Source organism: Pseudomonas karstica, assembly GCF_009707515.1.
GTDB classification, from domain to species: domain Bacteria; phylum Pseudomonadota; class Gammaproteobacteria; order Pseudomonadales; family Pseudomonadaceae; genus Aquipseudomonas; species Aquipseudomonas karstica.
Map to the genome: position 1 here is coordinate 215896 of NZ_WLYI01000001.1, position 18869 is coordinate 234764.

The 18869-nt window shown below is 60.1% G+C and carries 18 protein-coding genes; 8 read left to right on the forward strand and 10 right to left on the reverse strand.

The annotated features are described in order from the left end of the window. Positions 1-4 precede the first annotated feature (4 nt). Positions 5-2308, forward strand: a complete 2304-nt coding sequence (locus GIR22_RS00965) for a CHASE2 domain-containing protein (protein ID WP_178122018.1) — start codon at positions 5-7, stop codon at positions 2306-2308. 192 nt (positions 2309-2500) lie between these two features. Here the strand turns inward: GIR22_RS00965 and GIR22_RS00970 are convergent, their stop codons facing one another. From GIR22_RS00970 to glyQ, 4 genes are all read right to left on the reverse strand, one after another. Further along, positions 2501-3271, reverse strand: coding sequence for a lysophospholipid acyltransferase family protein (locus GIR22_RS00970; RefSeq protein WP_154741469.1), 771 nt, complete (start codon positions 3269-3271; stop codon positions 2501-2503). Between the two features lie 82 nt (positions 3272-3353). Then, positions 3354-3893 (reverse strand): D-glycero-beta-D-manno-heptose 1,7-bisphosphate 7-phosphatase, encoded by a 540-nt coding sequence (gene gmhB / locus GIR22_RS00975; RefSeq protein ID WP_178122029.1) that lies wholly within the window; start codon positions 3891-3893, stop codon positions 3354-3356. Next, a complete protein-coding gene (glyS, locus tag GIR22_RS00980) occupies positions 3893-5947 on the reverse strand; it encodes a glycine--tRNA ligase subunit beta (RefSeq protein WP_154741470.1) in 2055 nt (684 codons plus the stop codon). The genes gmhB and glyS overlap by 1 nt, the downstream gene beginning before the upstream one ends. Beyond that, the gene (gene glyQ / locus GIR22_RS00985; RefSeq protein WP_003213601.1) at positions 5944-6897 is read right to left on the reverse strand and encodes a glycine--tRNA ligase subunit alpha; all 954 of its coding nucleotides are present in this window, start codon (positions 6895-6897) and stop codon (positions 5944-5946) included. The genes glyS and glyQ overlap by 4 nt, the downstream gene beginning before the upstream one ends. Positions 6898-6978: 81 nt before the next feature. Here glyQ and GIR22_RS00990 point away from each other — a divergent pair, with 81 nt between their 5' ends. Together GIR22_RS00990 and GIR22_RS00995 are read left to right on the forward strand one after the other, a co-directional pair. Further along, positions 6979-7536, forward strand: coding sequence for a DNA-3-methyladenine glycosylase I (locus GIR22_RS00990; protein WP_154741471.1), 558 nt, complete (start codon positions 6979-6981; stop codon positions 7534-7536). 41 nt (positions 7537-7577) lie between these two features. Next, a complete protein-coding gene (locus tag GIR22_RS00995; RefSeq protein WP_178122019.1) occupies positions 7578-8465 on the forward strand; it encodes a lysophospholipid acyltransferase in 888 nt (295 codons plus the stop codon). 129 nt (positions 8466-8594) lie between these two features. On the opposite strand, the gene GIR22_RS01000 is transcribed toward GIR22_RS00995, so the two are convergent. The 5 genes from GIR22_RS01000 to def are packed head-to-tail and all read right to left on the reverse strand — an operon-like array spanning position 8595 to position 13151. Then, a complete protein-coding gene (locus GIR22_RS01000; RefSeq protein ID WP_154741472.1) occupies positions 8595-8906 on the reverse strand; it encodes a tetratricopeptide repeat protein in 312 nt (103 codons plus the stop codon). Between the two features lie 19 nt (positions 8907-8925). Next, positions 8926-10299: a Trk system potassium transporter TrkA gene (trkA, locus tag GIR22_RS01005; RefSeq protein ID WP_178122020.1), complete on the reverse strand. Its 1374-nt coding sequence runs from the start codon at positions 10297-10299 to the stop codon at positions 8926-8928. A gap of 12 nt (positions 10300-10311) precedes the next feature. Continuing rightward, the gene (rsmB, locus tag GIR22_RS01010) at positions 10312-11631 is read right to left on the reverse strand and encodes a 16S rRNA (cytosine(967)-C(5))-methyltransferase RsmB (protein ID WP_154741473.1); all 1320 of its coding nucleotides are present in this window, start codon (positions 11629-11631) and stop codon (positions 10312-10314) included. Beyond that, positions 11628-12587: a methionyl-tRNA formyltransferase gene (gene fmt / locus GIR22_RS01015; RefSeq protein WP_154741474.1), complete on the reverse strand. Its 960-nt coding sequence runs from the start codon at positions 12585-12587 to the stop codon at positions 11628-11630. Before fmt ends, rsmB begins: the two co-directional genes overlap by 4 nt. A 57-nt stretch (positions 12588-12644) precedes the next feature. Next, positions 12645-13151: a peptide deformylase gene (def, locus tag GIR22_RS01020; RefSeq protein WP_154741475.1), complete on the reverse strand. Its 507-nt coding sequence runs from the start codon at positions 13149-13151 to the stop codon at positions 12645-12647. A gap of 135 nt (positions 13152-13286) precedes the next feature. Here def and GIR22_RS01025 point away from each other — a divergent pair, with 135 nt between their 5' ends. From GIR22_RS01025 to tsaC, 3 genes are all read left to right on the forward strand, one after another. Continuing rightward, entirely contained in the window at positions 13287-14087 is an 801-nt protein-coding gene (locus GIR22_RS01025; RefSeq protein WP_154741476.1) for a peptidoglycan-binding protein, read from the forward strand. A gap of 62 nt (positions 14088-14149) precedes the next feature. Beyond that, a complete protein-coding gene (gene dprA, locus GIR22_RS01030) occupies positions 14150-15244 on the forward strand; it encodes a DNA-processing protein DprA (protein ID WP_154741477.1) in 1095 nt (364 codons plus the stop codon). 54 nt (positions 15245-15298) lie between these two features. Next, positions 15299-15856 (forward strand): L-threonylcarbamoyladenylate synthase type 1 TsaC, encoded by a 558-nt coding sequence (gene tsaC, locus GIR22_RS01035; RefSeq protein ID WP_154741478.1) that lies wholly within the window; start codon positions 15299-15301, stop codon positions 15854-15856. A gap of 78 nt (positions 15857-15934) precedes the next feature. Here the strand turns inward: tsaC and GIR22_RS01040 are convergent, their stop codons facing one another. After that, entirely contained in the window at positions 15935-16912 is a 978-nt protein-coding gene (locus tag GIR22_RS01040; protein ID WP_154741479.1) for an NADPH:quinone reductase, read from the reverse strand. 160 nt (positions 16913-17072) lie between these two features. Between GIR22_RS01040 and hemF the strand changes: the two genes are divergently transcribed. Beyond that, entirely contained in the window at positions 17073-18005 is a 933-nt protein-coding gene (gene hemF, locus GIR22_RS01045; RefSeq protein WP_154741480.1) for an oxygen-dependent coproporphyrinogen oxidase, read from the forward strand. Further along, the gene (gene aroE / locus GIR22_RS01050; RefSeq protein ID WP_154741481.1) at positions 18005-18835 is read left to right on the forward strand and encodes a shikimate dehydrogenase; all 831 of its coding nucleotides are present in this window, start codon (positions 18005-18007) and stop codon (positions 18833-18835) included. Before hemF ends, aroE begins: the two co-directional genes overlap by 1 nt. The last annotated feature ends 34 nt before the right edge of the window (positions 18836-18869 follow it).

An 18869-nucleotide genomic window follows, 5' to 3' on the forward strand; every position in this document is an offset into this window, starting at 1 on the left:
GCCGGTGAGGCTGTGGCGCAGGTCTGAAAAGCGCCAGTCAACCCAGGCTCAGCGGCTGTTCAATGGCTTGGTTCGTGAGTGGCTATGGATCAGCCTGCTGCTGTTGCCCATGACGGCATTCCTGTCTCTAAGCCCAGGCCTGGCGCTAAATAACCTGCTGTATGACCACCTTCGCCGCTTGAGCCCCTTGCCGGTTGATCCGCGAATTCTGCTGGTGACCATTGATGACCGCAGCCTGAAACAGCTGGGTCAATGGCCTTGGTCGCGTCGAGTGCATGCCGAGCTCATTGATCGCCTCAGTGCTGCCAAGCCTACGGGGATTTTATTTGATGTGATTTTCAGCGAGCCAGCGCGTGAAGCTGCCAATGATCAGCGTTTGGCCGAAGCTATCTGCCACGCTGGTAATGTGTTGCTGCCCGTGATCCGCGAAAGTACTCCCCGCTATGGCCAGCCGGTGGTGCAAATCCTGCCTGTGTTACCCCTTCGAGACTGTGCCAGGGAAGTTGGCCATATCAATGTCGAGGCCGACAGCGACGGTATTGTTCGTAGCCTCTTTCTACGTGAAGGGCCTCCTGGTCGAATGACGCCACAGTTGGCGTGGCTGGCGTTCGAGCAGGTTGAGCACGCGGCTGCCATGCCCGGTTTGTCCAATCCATCGGATCGTTCCGATTGGCAACGGGAAAACGCCATTCGCATTCCTTTCATTGATGCCAGTCATGGCTTTGCCAGCGTGCCTTATGTCAGCGTGTTGCGGGGTGAGGTGCCACCTGAGATTTTACGTGATCGCTTGATCCTGGTGGGCGCCACTGCTCCCGGCATGGGCGACCGTTATGTCACGCCATTATCGGCCAGTGCGGGCACTACTGCCGGCGTCGAGATTCAGGCCAATGTCCTCAATGGCTTGCTACAGGAACGCAGCATCGTGGTCTTGCCAGGTTGGCTGGCGGCACTGATATCCACTGCTATGGTGGCGTTGCTGTTGGGGCTGCTGCTGTTTCGTCCGCGCTATGCGCTGTGGTTGACCTTGGGTTGTATGAGCGCCGCGCTCCTCGGTTCCTGGGGCCTGTTACGGCTGGGTGGCTGGTGGTCACCAGCAGCCGGCTTGATCGGCTTGTTGCTGGCCTATCTGATCTGGAACTGGCGTCGCCTGAGTGTAATCCTGGCCTATTTTGGCTGGGAGTTGGCACGACTGGACAACGAACCCAAGGTGCTACCGGAGCGCCGTCGTGCACCCGCCAGCAAGGGCGATGTATTGCAAGGGCGGATCTTTGCCCTGGAACAGGCCGTAAGTCGCACCCGCGATACCCGGCGCTTTATGGCTGATGGCCTGGAATGTTTGCCAGTGGCGACGTTAATCACCGACCCGGTGGGAAATATCCTGCTGGCCAACCGAATTGCCCGAGATGTGTTTGGCAATGAATTGATTGCTGAAAGCTTGCTCGAACAATTGGCTGCATTGGGTTATCCACCGCTGCAGGATGGCGTTCGTCCTGCGCTGTCGACGTTGGAAATTGTCGAGTTTCGTGACATCCAGCATCGCAGCCTGCGCCTGGATCTGGCCCCCCTCCTGCCAGCAGACGGCGATGTCGCATTGGGTTGGCTGCTGAGCCTGACGGACTTGAGCATCGAGCGTGATGCCCAGCAGCAACGAGAAACCCTGTTGCGCTTCTTGTCTCATGACTTGCGTGCGCCTCATTCGGCCATCCTGGCCTTGTTGGACGTACAGCGCCACGAACATCCAGGGAGCGCGCCGGTGTTTGCCCTGGTCGAACAGCAGGTGCGACGCGCCTTGAACCTCACCGAGTCATTTGTTCAATTGGCCAAGGCCGAATCTGACGGCTACCAGTTCCTGCCTAGCCTATTCGCCATGCTGGTGCTGGACGCGTTTGACCAAGTCGCACTGCTTGCCCAGTTGAAAGGCATCCACCTGGTGCATGACCTGGATGAGTCCGGAGAGGAGATGGTTCTGGCGGACCAGTCGCTGCTGACCCGAGCCTTGTTCAACGTTTTGGAGAATGCAATCAAATACAGCCCGTCCGGCACTACGGTGACATTGAGCCTTGGCAGTGCGGGCGATTGGCTGGATTGTCGGATCAGTGACCAGGGCCCGGGCATTGCCTCTGAGGACTTGCCTGAGTTGTTCGGTCAGTACCGGCGTTTTACATCGGCCCAGGGCAGCGAAGGATTAGGGTTGGGGCTGACCATGGTCAAGGCGGTGATGGACCGCCATGGTGGTCGTATCAAGTGTGACAGTGAGGTGGGGAAAGGCACCACTTTCAGCTTGCAGCTGCCGATGTGGAAAGAGTGAAGCGCCACGGTCACGAGGCACTTTTTACCTGTGTATAAAAAACCGGCACAAGAGCCGGTTTTTTAATGCGAAAAAAACTTATGCACCTTTTTCGTCGTTTTATGAGCTTAAGAAATATGTAATTAAATCATCGTATTACATATTAAAAATGCCAATTTTTGAACAAATCGTACACAGGTTATCCACAGAAACTCAAATGACCGTCTGGTCTACCACAACAGGCGTCGGTGGCAAGGATCCCATAGCTTGCTGTTGCGCTTCATTCCACGCTGCCGCGCGGTCGTTGAGCGCTGCAATAGCCCGTGGTCCTTCACCTTCGGCGTACATCGGCTCGCCGATTACCACGGTGATGGTACCTGCACGCTTGGCCCAACCGGTCTTCGGCCAGAACCTGCCAGCATTGTGGGCAATCGGCAGCACGGGCAGGTTGGCGTTGACTGCCAGCGCCGTACCGCCCCGAGAGAATTTGCCCACGGTGCCGAAGGGCACCCGAGTGCCTTCCGGGAAGATCAGCACCCAAACACCGTCCTTGAGCAACTCATTACCCTTCTTGGCCACGTGCTTGAGCGCCGCCTTGGGGTTATCACGGTCGATGGCGATCGGTCGCAACATGGCCATGGCCCAGCCAAAGAACGGTACATACAGCAGCTCACGCTTGAGCACTTGGCTCAGGGGTGAGAAGTACGCCGAAAGAAAAAAGGTTTCCCAGGTGCTCTGGTGGTTGGACAGGATCACACAAGGCTGATCCGGGACGTTTTCCGCGCCCTTGACCTCAAAACGAATGTTCAGGAACACCTTGGTCAGCCACAACGCGCAGCGGCACCAATAGACGTTGATGAAACGATAGCGCGCCTTGAATGGCAAAAAGGGCGCAATAAAAAAGCTCAGGGTGCACCAAAGAAACGAACTGGTGCCCAGCAGCAGGTAAAAGAAGAAGGTTCTGATGGCCTGCAAAATCGACATGGCGGCATTTACCGTTGCGGGACAAGGCCCGTCTGTTAAAAGCGCGCTCCCGAACAATCCTTGGCCAGGAAGTCGAGGGCTGCTAATTGTTGATAAGTTCTGCGGCAACCGCCGCCAGATCGTCAAAAATCAAGGTGCCTACCGGCAGGGGTTTCCCCTGGGTCTTTTCGCCTTTCCCGGTTTTTACCAAAACTGGCTGTGAGTCGACGGCCTTGGCCGCCTCCAAGTCACCGAGACTGTCCCCGACGAACCATAGGCCCGTCAACGGCGTATTGTAATATTCGGCAATGGTTTTCAGCATGCCTGGTTTGGGCTTGCGGCAATCGCAGCCCTCATCCGGCCCGTGGGGGCAGTACACCACCAGCCCCACCTCACCGCCCTGCTCCGCCACCAGCGTGCGCAAGCGCGCGTGCATGGCCTCCAGGGTGGCGATATCGTAGTAACCGCGGGCAATACCGGACTGGTTGGTGGCGATTGCCACCGTCCAGCCGGCTTTGCTCAACTGCGCGATGGCCTCGATCGCGCCGGGCAGTGGAATCCACTCTGCCACCGACTTGATGTAAGCGTCGGAGTCATAATTGATCACCCCGTCCCGATCGAGAATCAGCAGTTTCAACATGATCAGCTCAGCGTCGAAATGTCAGCGATATTGACGAACAACCCGCGCAGACGCGCCAGCATGGCGTAGCGGTTTTTCCGTACACCCGCATCTTCGGCATTGATCATTACCGCTTCAAAGAACGCATCCACCGGCTCACGCAAGCTGGCCAGGCGCGCCAGTGCTTCGGCGTAGTTACGCTCGGCAATCAACGGCTTCACGGCGTTTTCTGCCTTGGCGATCGCCGAGTTCAGCGAGAACTCCTTGGCATCGGCGAACAGGCCCGGGTCGACTTCGGCATTGCCGAGGTTGTCGGCCTTGCTCAGCAGGTTCGACACGCGCTTGTTCACGGCGGCCAGTGCATCGGCTTCCGGCAGTTTGCGGAATGCTTGTACAGCTTGCACACGCTGGTCGAAGTCCAGTGCCGAACCCGGCTGCAGAGCACGTACCGACAGGTACACCGAAACGTCCACGCCTTCATCTTCGTAACGCGCACGCAGGCGGTCGAACACGAATTCCAGTACTTGCTCGGCGAGGCCGGCTTGCTTGACCTTGGTGCCGAACTGGCCGACAGCGAAGACCACGGCCTGGGCCAGGTCGAGGTCGAGCTTCTTGTCGATCAGGATCCGCAGCACGCCCAGAGCCGCACGGCGCAGGGCGTACGGGTCTTTGCTGCCGGTGGGCAGCATGCCGATACCGAAGATTCCGACGAGAGTATCCAGCTTGTCGGCAATGGCTACGGCCGCACCGGTGAGCGTGGTTGGCAGCTCGGCACCTGCACTGCGCGGCATGTATTGCTCGTTCAACGCCAGCGCGACGTCGTCCGGCTCACCATCGTTGAGGGCGTAGTAGTAACCGGCAACGCCCTGCATTTCAGGGAATTCGCCGACCATTTCGGTGGCCAGGTCGCACTTGGACAGCAGGCCCGCACGTGTTGCCCAGGCGGCGTCGCCACCAATGCGTGGAGCGATGTAGGCCGCCAGCTTGGAAACCCGCACGGCCTTGTCGTAGACGCTGCCCAGCTTTTCCTGGAACACCACATTCTGCAGGCGCAGGTTGAAGTCTTCCAGCTTCTGCTTCTTGTCTTGCTTGAAGAAGAACTCGGCGTCGGTCAGGCGCGGGCGAACGACTTTTTCGTTACCGGCGATGATCTGTTGCGGGTCCTTGCTTTCGATGTTGGCCACGGTAATGAAACGTGGCAGCAACTTGCCGTCCGCATCCAGCAGGCAGAAATATTTCTGGTTGTCCTGCATGGTGGTGATCAAGGCTTCTTGCGGCACATCGAGGAAACGCTCCTCGAACGAGCACACCAGCGGCACCGGCCATTCAACCAGCGCGGTTACTTCGTCCAGCAGGCTTGGCGGCACGATGGCGGTGCCTTCCTGCAGGCGGGCCAGCTCTTCAGTGCGCTTGCTGATCAGCTCGCGACGCTCATTGGCATCAGCCAGCACATAGGCGGCGCGCAGGTCATTGAGGTAGTTGGCCGGCGAGGTGATGCGCACGCTTTCCGGATGATGGAAGCGGTGACCACGGGAATCTCGTCCGGACTTTTGGGCGAGGATCGTGCAGTCGATGACTTGGTCACCGAGCAGCATTACCAGCCATTGGGTCGGACGTACGAACTCTTCCTTGCGAGCGCCCCAGCGCATGCGCTTGGGAATTGGCAGGTCGTTCAGGGAGTCTTCAACGATGGTCGGCAACAGGCTGGCGCTGGGTTTGCCCTGGATGACTTGGCTGAAACGCAGTTTTGGGCCGCTCTGGTCGATCTCGCTCAGCTCGACGCCACACTTCTTGGCAAAACCAAGGGCGGCTTGCGTCGGGTTGCCTTCGGCGTCGAACGCTGCCTGACGTGGCGGGCCGTCGATATTGATGTTGCGGTCCGGTTGCTGGGTTTCCAGCGCAGTGAGCAGGACTGCCAGGCGGCGCGGCGCGGCGTAGACCTGCTTGGCTTCGAACTTCAAGCCGGCGGTTTGCAGGCCTTTTTCGATACCGGCCAGGAACGCGTCGGCGAGGGTATTCAGTGCCTTGGGTGGCAGCTCTTCGGTGCCCAGTTCAACCAGGAAATCTTGAGCACTCATTGTGCAGCCTCCAGCTTAGCCAACACTTCATCACGCAGGTCCGGGGTCGCCATCGGGAAGCCCAGCTTGGCGCGAGCCAGCAGGTAGGCTTGGGCGACGGAACGCGCCAGGGTACGTACACGCAGGATGTATTGCTGGCGCGCGGTCACCGAGATGGCACGGCGAGCATCCAGCAGGTTGAAGGTGTGGGATGCCTTCAAGACCATTTCGTAGCTCGGCAACGGCAGCGGCTGATCCAGTTCGATCAGGCGCTTGGCTTCGCTTTCATAGAAGTCGAACAGTTCGAACAGTTTTTCAACGTTGGCATGTTCGAAGTTATAGGTCGACTGCTCCACTTCGTTCTGGTGGAACACGTCGCCGTACGTCACTTTGCCGAACGGACCGTCAGCCCATACCAGGTCGTAGACCGAATCGACGCCCTGCAGGTACATGGCCAGGCGTTCGAGACCGTAGGTGATCTCGCCGGTCACTGGGTAGCACTCGATGCCTCCCGCTTGCTGGAAGTAGGTGAACTGGGTTACTTCCATGCCATTGAGCCAGACTTCCCAGCCCAGGCCCCAGGCGCCCAGGGTCGGCGATTCCCAGTTGTCTTCGACGAAACGGATGTCGTGGACCAGCGGGTCCAGGCCGACATGTTTCAGCGAGCCGAGGTACAGCTCCTGGAAGTTGTCCGGGTTGGGCTTCAACACTACCTGGAACTGGTAGTAGTGCTGCAAGCGGTTGGGGTTTTCGCCGTAGCGGCCGTCAGTCGGGCGACGACTGGGCTGCACATAAGCGGCGTTCCAGGTTTCCGGGCCAATGGCCCGCAGGAAGGTAGCGGTGTGGAAAGTGCCGGCGCCTACTTCCATATCGTAGGGCTGAAGTACCACACAACCTTGCTCGGCCCAGTATTGCTGGAGGGCGAGGATCAAGTCTTGGAAGGTACGCACGGCTGGCGTAGGCTGGCTCACGAAATTCACCTGTTACTTGGGCTGCGATTTAAAGAGCGGGAGTATACCCGATTCGGCCCCGCCACCACTCCCTGGAGCCTTATGCCACGCTGCTTTTGGTGTTCTGAAGATCCGCTGTACATGGCTTATCACGATCAGGAGTGGGGAACGCCGCTGCGCGATGCGCAGGGTTTGTTTGAACTGCTTTTGCTCGAAGGGTTCCAGGCGGGCCTGTCCTGGATCACCGTTTTACGCAAGCGCGAGCATTATCGACAGGTCTTGTTCGGCTTTGATGCACAACGGCTGGCGCAGTTGACGGATGCCGAGATCGAGGCATTGATGCAGGATCCGGGCATCGTGCGCAACCGCCTGAAACTCAACGCCACCCGGCGCAATGCCGCAGCCTGGCTGGCGCTGGAAGACCCGGTGGGGTTGCTCTGGTCGTTTGTCGGTGGCGCGCCCAAGGTCAATCATTTCAAGGACCGCAGCCAAGTCCCGGCGATTACTCCAGAGGCCGAAGCCATGAGCCGCGCCTTGAAAAAAGCCGGCTTCACCTTCGTCGGCCCGACCATCTGTTACGCATTCATGCAGGCCTCGGGCATGGTCATGGATCACACCCAGGACTGTGACCGTTACGCTACCCTCGTCAACGCCGGTTAGAATGGTGCACTTTGCGCACCGCACAATATCAGGAGTGACCTGTGGAAAAGTTTAAAGGCGCCTTGCTGGTAGGCGCTCTTCGGTTGTTTGCCCTGCTGCCCTGGCGCGCTGTCCAGGCGGTAGGCACAGCCATTGGCTGGATCATGTGGAAAACCCCTAACCGCTCCCGCGAGACGGTGCGGATCAACCTTTCCAAGTGCTTCCCGGACATGGACCCGGCCGCGCGTGAGCGTCTTGCGGGCCAGAGCCTTATGGACATTGGCAAGTCCTTGACCGAAAGCGCCTGTGCCTGGATCTGGCCGGCCCAGCGCTCCATAGACCTGGTGCGCGAAGTCGAAGGCCTGGAAGTGCTCCATGAGGCGCTGGCCTCCGGCAAGGGTGTGGTGGGCATCACCAGCCACTTGGGCAACTGGGAAGTGCTGAACCATTTCTATTGCAGCCAGTGCAAACCGATCATTTTCTATCGCCCGCCCAAGCTCAAGGCGGTGGATGACCTGCTGCGCAAACAGCGGGTGCAATTGGGCAACCGGGTGGCGGCGTCCACCAAGGAAGGCATCCTCAGCGTCATCAAGGAAGTACGCAAAGGCGGTCAGGTGGGCATTCCCGCCGACCCGGAGCCGTCAGAGTCTGCCGGGATCTTCGTGCCGTTCTTCGCCACCCAGGCGCTGACCAGCAAGTTTGTGCCGAATATGTTGGCGGGCGGTAAAGCGGTGGGGGTATTCCTGCACGCCCTGCGGCTGCCGGATGGCTCTGGCTATAAAGTTATTCTGGAAGCTGCGCCAGAAGATATGTACAGCACCGACACCGCCACCTCATGCGCGGCGATGAGCAAGGTCGTGGAGCGCTATGTCGGGGCTTATCCGAGCCAGTACATGTGGAGCATGAAGCGCTTCAAGAAACGCCCCCCGGGTGAGGCGCGGTGGTACTGATCGACTGATCGTTCCCACGTGGGAACGATCACCCTGTAGGAGCGAGCTTGCTCGCGAAAAACTCAAGAGCACCGCGTACATTCAGTCTGTACGCGTCATCGTTAACGATCTTCGCGAGCAAGCTCGCTCCTACTGTTGTTTGGCCAGCTTCTTCAGAAATACGCTCATCTCTTTTTCGGCCTGCTTGTCGCCATGGGCCTGGGCCGCTTCAATGCCCTTCTCCCACGCTTGCCGTGCAGCGGCGTGATCAGCCTGCCCCAGTTGCGCCTTGCCCAGCAGCTTCCACGCCGCCGAATACTTTGGATCAAATTCGACGCACTTCTGCAAATGTTCCGCCGCCTTGGCATTGTCCTTCAGATCCAGATAGCCCTTGCCCAAGCCGAAGCGAAGAAGCGAGTTATCCACACCCTTGGCCAGCATCTTCTCCAGGGATTCGAGCATGCAGGTGTACTCCGTTTAATCAGAAAAAGCTCAACCCCACGTGGAACAACTTCTCCACGTCGCGGATATGTTTTTTATCCACAAGGAACAAAATCACATGGTCGCCCGTGGCGATCACTGTGTCGTCGTGGGCGATGATCACCTCTTCATCACGAATGATCGCGCCGATGGTTGTCCCAGGCGGCAAGCCAATGTCACGGATTGCCTTGCCTATCACCTTGCTCGACTTCGAGTCACCATGGGCAATCGCCTCGATGGCTTCAGCCGCGCCCCGGCGCAGTGAGTGCACGCTGACGATATCGCCGCGGCGCACGTGGGCCAGCAAAGTACCGATGGTCGCCAGTTGCGGGCTGATGGCGATGTCGATATCGCCGCCCTGGATCAGGTCGACGTAGGCCGGGTTATTGATGATGGTCATCACCTTCTTCGCCCCCAACCGCTTGGCCAGCAAGGACGACATGATGTTGGCCTCGTCGTCGTTGGTCAGGGCCAGGAAGATGTCGGCGTCGGCGATATTTTCTTCCAGTAGCAAATCGCGGTCCGAGGCACTGCCTTGCAAGACGACGGTGCTGTCGAGGGTGTCGGACAAATACCGGCACCGGCTCGGATTCATCTCGATGATTTTCACCTGATAGCGGCTTTCGATGGCCTCGGCCAGACGCTCGCCGATCTGCCCGCCGCCAGCGATGACGATACGCTTGTAGTTCTCGTCCAGGCGGCGCATTTCGCTCATCACTGCGCGAATATTGGCCTTGGCGGCGATGAAAAACACTTCGTCGTCAGCCTCGATTACCGTATCACCCTGGGGCAGTATCGGTCGGTCGCGGCGGAAGATCGCGGCCACTCGGGTTTCGACATTCGGCATATGCTCACGCAACTGCCGCAGTTGTTGGCCTACCAACGGCCCGCCGTAATAGGCCTTGACCGCCACCAGTTGGGCCTTGCCTTCGGCGAAGTCGATCACCTGCAAGGCGCCGGGAATCTCGATCAGGCGCTTGATGTAATGGGTAACCACCTGCTCCGGGCTGATCAGTACGTCCACCGGAATCGCGTCGTTGTCGAACAGCCCGGCGCGGGTCAGGTAGGCGGCCTCACGTACCCGGGCGATTTTGGTCGGAGTGTGGAACAACGTGTGGGCAACCTGGCAGGCGACCATATTGGTCTCGTCGCTGTTGGTGACCGCCACCAGCATGTCGGCATCGTCCGCTCCGGCCTGGCGCAGCACCGTGGGGAACGAGGCGTGACCCTGGACGGTGCGGATGTCCAGGCGATCGCCCAGGTTACGCAGGCGTTCGCCGTCGGTGTCGACCACGGTGATGTCATTGGCTTCGCTGGCCAAATGCTCGGCCAGCGTACCGCCGACCTGCCCTGCGCCGAGGATGATGATTTTCACCCATTTACTCCCTTAAACCATTGCGCCGCGTGCGGCGGCAATCTTGATCAGCTTGGCGTAGTAGAAGCCATCGTGGCCGCCTTCCTGGGCCAGTAACTGGCGTCCATGAGGCTGCTTGATCCCGGCCTGAATGTCGAGGTCCAACTCGCGCGCGCCGCTGGTGCGGGCCAGGAAGGCTTCGATTACTTGGGTGTTCTCGGTGGGCAGCGTCGAGCAGGTGGCATAAAGCAGGACGCCACCGACTTCCAGGGTGGGCCACAGTGCGTCAAGCAACTCGCCTTGCAGCACGGCCAAGGCGGCGATGTCGTCGGGTTGGCGGGTCAGCTTGATGTCTGGATGGCGGCGAATCACGCCGGTGGCGGAGCAGGGGGCATCCAGCAGGATGCGCTGGAACGGTTTGCCGTCCCACCAAGTGGTTGTGTCGCGGCCATCGGCGGCGATCAGCTCGGCACTCAGGCCCAGGCGCGCCAGGTTTTCCCGCACGCGCACCAGGCGTTTGGCTTCCAGGTCCACGGCCACCACGCTGGCCAGGCCGGGCTCGACTTCCAGGATGTGGCAAGTCTTGCCGCCTGGTGCGCAGCAAGCGTCCAGCACCCGTTGGCCTGGGGCCAAGTCCAAGAGGCCCGCGGCCAGTTGGGCGGCTTCGTCCTGTACGCTGATCCAGCCTTCGGCAAAGCCTGGCAGGTTGCGTACATCGCCAGCGGCGTCGAGCACGATGCCGTCCTGGCTGTAGACACACGCTGTGGCAGCGATACCGGCTTCGCTTAGCAGATTGAGGTAAGCACCGCGGCTGTTATGACGGCGATTGACCCGCAAGATCATTGGAGGGTGGGCGTTGTTGGCCGTACAGATGGCTTCCCATTGCTGGGGCCAGAAGGCTTTCAGGGACTTTTGCAACCAGCGTGGATGAGCAGTGCGCACCACCGGGTCATGTTCCAGCTCGGCCAGCAGCGCCTCGCTCTCGCGCTGGGCGCGGCGCAGCACGGCGTTGAGCAGGGCCTTGGCCCAAGGTTTTTTTAGTTTATCGGCGCAACCGACGGTTTCGCCGATGGCGGCGTGGGCCGGGACGCGGGTATAGAGCAACTGGTAGAGACCCACCAGCAGCAATGCCTCGACATCGGCATCCGCAGCCTTGAACGGTTTTTGCAGCAACTTGGCCGCCAGCGCGGACAGACGCGGCTGCCAGCGGGCGGTGCCAAAGGCCAGGTCTTGAGTGAAGCCGCGGTCACGGTCTTCGACTTTATCCAACTGGGTCGGCAACGAGCTGTTGAGGGAAGCCTTGCCGTTGAGCACGGCGGCCAGGGCCTTGGCGGCGGCCAGACGTGGGTTCATTGGGCGTCCACCGCTTGGCCGAGAATGATCCCGACGGCAAATTTCTCACGGCGACTGTTGAATAAATCGCTGAAGTTCAACGCCTTGCCGCCGGGCAATTGCAGACGGGTCAGACACAGTGCTTGTTCACCGCAGGCGACCAGCAGGCCGTCTTTGCTGGCTCCGATGATCTCGCCTGGGGCGCCCTTACCTTCGCTCAGGCTAGCGCTCAGGACCTTCAAGGCTTCGCCATTGAGAGTGCTGTGGCAGACCGGCCATGGGTTGAAGGCGCGCACCAGTCGCTCCAGCTCAGCCGCCGGACGGCTCCAGTCGATGCGTGCTTCGTCCTTGTTTAATTTGTGGGCGTAGGTGGCGAGGCTATCGTCCTGGATTTCGCCTTCCAGAGTGCCTGCCGCCAGAGCGGCGATGGCCTGGACGACGGCGGGCGGGCCCATTTCGGCCAGGCGGTCATGCAGGCTGCCGCCGGTGTCTTCAGCGCTGATCGGTGTGGTGACTTTCAGCAGCATCGGACCGGTGTCCAGGCCTGCTTCCATGCGCATCACGGTCACGCCGCTCATCGCATCACCGGCTTCGACGGCGCGCTGGATCGGCGCAGCACCGCGCCAGCGCGGCAGCAAGGACGCATGGCTGTTGATGCAGCCCAGTCGCGGGATATCCAACACCGCCTGGGGCAGGATCAACCCATAGGCCACTACCACCAGCAGGTCGGGGTTCAACGCGGCGAGCTCGGCCTGGGCCTCGACGTTGCGCAGGGTCGGCGGTTGCAGCACGACAATATTGTTCTCCAGAGCAAGCTGCTTGACCGGGCTGGGCATCAGTTTTTGACCACGACCCGCCGGACGGTCCGGCTGGGTATAAACCGCGACGATCTCGTGGGGGCTGTCGAGCAGGGCCTTGAGGTGTTCGGCGGCAAACTCGGGGGTACCGGCAAAAACGATGCGCAGTGGCTCGGTCATGGGAAACGTCTCACAAAAGAAAAAGGCTTGCCGGAGCAAGCCTTTGAAAGAAAGGAATCAAGCTTGCTGGCGATGTTTCTTTTCCAGCTTTTTCTTGATCCGGTCGCGTTTAAGCGTGGACAGGTAATCGACGAACAACTTGCCGTTGAGGTGATCGCACTCGTGTTGGATGCACACCGCCAACAGGCCTTCGGCAACCAGCTCGAACGGCTTGCCGTCGCGGTCCAGGGCCTTGATCTTGACCTGCTGCGGGCGGTCGACGTTCTCGTAGAAGTCCGGTACCGACAGGCAACCTTCCTGGTACTGGCCCATCTCGTCGGTCAGGGTTTCGAACTCTGGGTTGATAAACACCAGAGGCTCGCTGCGATCTTCGGACAGGTCCATGACCACGACGCGCTGATGCACGTCGACCTGGGTCGCGGCGAGGCCGATACCCGGTGCTTCATACATTGTTTCAAACATGTCATCGACCAACTGACGAACCTTGGCGTCCACTACGGCCACTGGCTTGGCGATAGTGCGCAGGCGTGAGTCCGGAAATTCGAGGATGTTCAAAATAGCCATAAGCGTAATTGCTGCACATGTGAGGTAAAGGCAAGTCGGCACCGGGATGGACCCGGGCTGCCGGTGGAAAACGCTCGAAAGCCGCGAAGGCCAAGGCGTTTCACGCGAACGTACATAATAAAGGAGATTCACCCCATGAGGAAATCGCTACTCGTCTTGCTGTTGTGGGCCATGGTCGCCGAGGCCCATGTACCCGCTCCCGCCACTGACATTTATCCACCGCATCTGCAGGTGCTGGACAGCCATACCCGCAAGGCCATCCAGCGCTTTTTGCTACACAATCGAATTGTTGATACCCCGCACATTCTGGATAACGCGCCTTACATTGTTGCTGCCGCGGCTGGGCGGGTATTGGGTGGCAATGGCGAGCGTATTCATGCACGAGGCGTCTTGAACCCTGCGCAGCCCACCTATGGGATCTTCCGTCGGGGCAAGGTCTACACCGACCCTGACAGCCATGAACTCCTGGGAATCAATGCCGATGACATCGGCACCGCTCGCTTTGTGGTGGCGGGAGACGTGACGACCCTGGCGGTACAGCGCGTGACCCAGGAGGTGCGCCCTGGGGATCGTTTACTCGCTGCGCTCCCCTTTGCACCCCTGCCGGAGCTACTGGCCCAGTCGCCCGCCGATGGCGTTAAGGGACGAATCATTGATGTGCCCCGGGGCGTGACCCAAATTGGTGTGCTCGATGCAGTGACCCTGAACAAGGGGCGTCGCGACGGCCTGATGGAAGGCCATTTGCTGGCAGTCATGAAAGCCGGGGCAATTGTGCGCGACCCCATCACAGGCATTGCGGTGAAGATGCCTGACGAGCGTGCCGGTACCCTGTTGGTGTTTCGTACCTATGAAAAGCTCAGTTACGGATTGGTCCTCAACGCCTCACGCTCCCTGGCGGTGATGGACCGTTTCGAGAGTCCTGATCAAATACAATAATTAGCCTGCTAATAAGTTACTAACAGAGTTATCCACAGCTTGTTCCGATCAAGGATGATCAGATGTCGTCGACAGATACCCGTACCTTTTCCCCGGCAGAACTGGAAGCCCGGCTACGTTTGCATCGGCTCCCGGAGCTTGGGCCCAGGCGTTTCAAAACATTGATCGAGGCCTTTGGCTCGGCTTCCAAAGCTATCAGCGCGCCAGCCAGCGCCTGGCGTTCCCTGGGGTTGCCGTCGGCTTGCAGCGAGGCCCGGCGTAGTCAGCAAGTGCGCGACGGCGCCAGTGCCGCATTGGCCTGGCTTGAGCGCCCGGCCCAGCATTTGCTGATGTGGGACCAGCCGGACTATCCCGCATTGTTGGCAGAAATCACCGATGCGCCGCCGTTGTTATTTGTCGCTGGCGACCCGAGCATACTGGAAAAACCACAACTGGCCATGGTGGGCAGTCGTCGCGCCTCCCGGCCAGGAATGGACACCGCAGCGGCGTTTTCCCGAAGCCTGGCAGGTGCCGGTTTTGTCATCACCAGCGGCTTGGCATTGGGAATAGACGGCGCGGCGCACCAGGCGGCTTTGGATGTCGGTGGGCAGACAATCGGCGTGCTGGGCACCGGCTTGGAAAATTTTTATCCACAACGCCACCAACGCCTGGCCGCGGCGATGATTGCCCAGGGCAGCGCAGTGGTTTCCGAGTTTGCGCTGGATGCCGCACCCCAGGCGGGTAACTTCCCACGGCGCAATCGCATCATCAGTGGCTTGTCCCTTGGCGTGTTGGTCGTGGAGGCCAGCATTGCCAGTGGCTCGTTGATCACTGCCCGGCTGGCGGCGGAGCAAGGACGCGAGGTGTATGCGATTCCTGGATCCATCCATCACCCCGGCGCCAAGGGCTGCCACCAACTGATTCGCGATGGCGCGGTGCTGGTAGAAACTATCGAGCACATTCTCGAAGGCCTGCGGGGCTGGCAAGCGTTGTCCCGCCCGGTGCCGACTCCGGTAACTCACCCGCTGGTGGCACTGCTGCACGCCGCTCCCCACACCAGTGAAGCCTTGGCGGCTGCCAGTGGCCAGGCGTTGTCCCAGGTGCTCGCCATCCTCACGGAACTGGAACTGGAAGGCCGGGTGATCTGCGAAAGTGGACGCTGGCTTGCGCGCAGCTAGGTTTTGTAACGAAGATCGGTAAACTGCGCAGAGCTTTAGTCCGGAGAGTGAGTAATGGTCAACAGGTGGCGCGTTCAAGAAGCCGCACGAGAAATTCGCGCAGGCGCGGTGATTGCCTATCCAACCGAGGCAGTCTGGGGCCTGGGCTGTGATCCCTGGAATGAGGAGGCGGTGGATCGCTTGCTGGCGATCAAAAACCGTTCCGTGGATAAGGGCCTGATCCTGGTTGCCGACAATATTCGTCAGTTCGATTTTCTCTTCGAAGACTTTCCTGACCTGTGGATAGACCGCATGGCCAGTACCTGGCCGGGTCCTAACACCTGGCTGGTGCCTCATCAGAATTTGCTGCCCGAATGGGTCACGGGTGTGCATGACACCGTAGCGCTACGAGTCAGCGACCATCCGTTGGTGCGGGATTTGTGTTCGTTGGTGGGGCCACTGATTTCTACCTCGGCCAACCCTCAAGGTCGCCCGGCCGCGCGCACGCGCATTCGCGTGGAGCAGTATTTCCGTGGGCAGGTGGACTTGGTGTTGGGTGGCAACCTGGGTGGGCGCAAGAACCCTAGCCTGATTCGGGATTTGGCCAGTGGTGAGGTGGTAAGGCCTTCGTAGGTTTAAAAACGCACGCAGAGTGTTCAGGGCGGTATTCCCACGCCAGAGCGCGGGAATGCCCAGCCGCAAGCAGTTTTCTTACGGCAACAGAATCGTTGACCCAGTCGTGCGCCGCGCCGACAGCTCCGTCTGCGCCTTCGCCGCATCCGCCAACGAATAGCGCTGATTGATATCAATCCTCACCTTGCCACTTGTGATCATCGAAAACAGATCGTCTGCCATCACCTGCAAATCCGTCGGATTGCTGGCATAGGTCGCCAGTGTCGGCCGTGTCACATACAGCGAGCCCTTGGCCGAGAGAATTCCCAGGTTGACGCCGTCCACCGCACCGGAGGCATTACCGAAACTCACCATCAGCCCGCGCGGCGCCACGCAGTCCAGCGAGGTCAGCCAGGTGTCCTTACCCACGCCGTCGTACACCACCGGGCATTTCTTGCCGTCGGTTAGTTCCAGCACACGTTGTGCGACGTTTTCCTTGCTGTAGTCGATGGTTTCCCAGGCCCCAAGGGATTTGGCCAGCGCGGCTTTTTCCGGCGAACTGACGGTACCGATCAACTTCACGCCCAGGGCCTTGGCCCACTGGCAGGCCAGGGAACCGACGCCACCGGCAGCGGCGTGGAACAGGATGGTTTCGCCGCCTTTCAACTCATAAGTCTGGCGCAGCAGGTATTGCACGGTCAGCCCCTTGAGCATGGCGCCTGCGGCTTGTTCAAAGCTGATCTCTTGCGGCAAATGCACCAGGTTGGCGGCTGGCAACACATGCAACCCGCTGTAGGCGCCCAATGGACCGCTGCCATAGGCCACACGGTCGCCGACCTTGAACTGGGTGACTTCACTACCCACGGCATCGACCACTCCGGCGCCTTCCGCGCCCAGGCCCGACGGCAAGGCCGGTGGTGCGTACAGGCCGCTGCGGAAATAGGTATCGATGAAGTTCAAGCCAATAGCCTTGTTGCTCACGCGAACCTGTTGCGGGCCCGGTTCTGCCGGCGCGTAGTCGACATACTCAAGTACTTCGGGGCCGCCATGGGCACGGAACTGGATACGCTTGGCCATCTGCACTCTCCTCAAGTCAATGTCGCGAAGGGCTCCTATCGAACTCCTAAGCTTGATCTTCGTCAACTGCGGATGCACCCGGCGCGATGGTATCCTGTGTGCCCATTTGCCGCCGACGCCCAATGGCCTCGCGTAGCTTTGCCCGATTCAAGGTGATGCCATGACTACTCGCACCGAGGCTGTTAAAGCCTACCTGCTCGACCTGCAAGACCGTATTTGCAGTGCCCTGGAAACCTTCGAGACAGATACTCGCTTTATCGAAGACGCCTGGACCCGGCCTGCCGGAGGGGGCGGTCGCACCCGCGTAATCGAAAACGGCTCGGTGATCGAAAAAGGCGGCGTCAACTTTTCCCACGTCTTCGGCAGCGGCTTGCCGCCGTCCGCCAGCGCTCATCGCCCGGAGCTCGCCGGTCGCGGTTTCGAAGCCCTGGGTGTGTCGCTGGTGATTCACCCCCACAACCCTCATGTGCCGACGTCCCACGCCAACGTGCGCTTTTTCATTGCCGAAAAAGAGGGCGAAGAGCCCGTGTGGTGGTTCGGTGGCGGTTTCGACCTGACGCCCTACTACGGCAATGAAGAAGACTGCATTCATTGGCATCGCGTGGCTGAGCAGGCTTGCGCACCGTTCGGTCCGCAGGTGTATTCGCGCTACAAGGCCTGGTGCGACAGCTACTTCCACATCAAGCATCGCAACGAACCTCGAGGCGTCGGCGGCTTGTTCTTCGATGATTTGAACGAGTGGGGCTTTGACACCTGCTTCGCTTTCATGCGCGCTATCGGCGATGCCTACATCGAGGCCTACCTGCCTATCGTCAAGCGTCGCCAGGCCATGGCGTATACCGGGCAGCAGCGTGAATTCCAGGAATTTCGTCGTGGCCGCTACGTGGAGTTCAACCTGGTCTACGACCGTGGCACGCTGTTCGGCCTGCAATCGGGTGGCCGCACCGAATCGATCTTGATGTCGCTGCCGCCGCAGGTGCGTTGGAGCTATGACTGGAAAGCTGCTGTGGGCAGCGAAGAGGCGCGCCTGACCGACTACTTTCTGCAAGATCGCGACTGGCTTGGCGTTGCTGCGCCCAAGGCGGCAGTCTGATGGATCGTTATGTCGTCTTCGGCAATCCCATCGGCCACAGCAAGTCGCCGTTGATCCATCGCCTGTTTGCCGAGCAGACGGGCGAGCAGTTGGAGTACCACACCTTGCTGGCGCCGTTGGAGGACTTCACGGGTTGTGCCCGTGAGTTTTTCCAGCAAGGGCGTGGCGCCAATGTCACAGTGCCGTTCAAGGAGGAGGCCTATCACCTGGCTAACACCCTGACCGAACGTGCCCGGCGTGCGGGTGCGGTCAACACCCTGAGCAAACTGGCGGATGGCAGCCTGTTGGGTGACAACACCGACGGCGCCGGCCTGGTGCGGGACCTGACGGTAAATGCCGGGTTGAGCCTTGAGGGCAAACGTATTTTGTTGCTCGGTGCCGGCGGCGCCGTACGCGGTGCGCTGGAACCGTTGCTGGCGGAAAAGCCAGCGTCGCTGATCATCGCCAACCGCACGGTGGAAAAGGCCGAATTACTGGCTGAGCTGTTCGACGACCTTGGCCCGGTCTCCGCCAGCGGTTTCGACTGGCTGCGCGAGCCGGTGGACCTGATCATCAACGCCACTTCCGCCAGCCTGTCAGGTGATGTTCCGCCGATCGCCGGCAGTTTGGTCGAGCCGGGCAAGACGGTTTGCTACGACATGATGTATGCCAAGGAGCCGACGGCGTTCTGCCGCTGGGCCAATCAACAGGGCGCTGCGGTAGCGATGGATGGCCTGGGCATGCTGGTGGAACAGGCGGCGCAAGCGTTTTTCCTGTGGCGCGGTGTGCGCCCGGATACGGCGCCGGTGTTGGCTGAATTGCGCCGGCAACTGGCTCTTTGTAGCCGCTGACGAGGCACGAGGCTGCGATGGGCTGCGTAGCAGC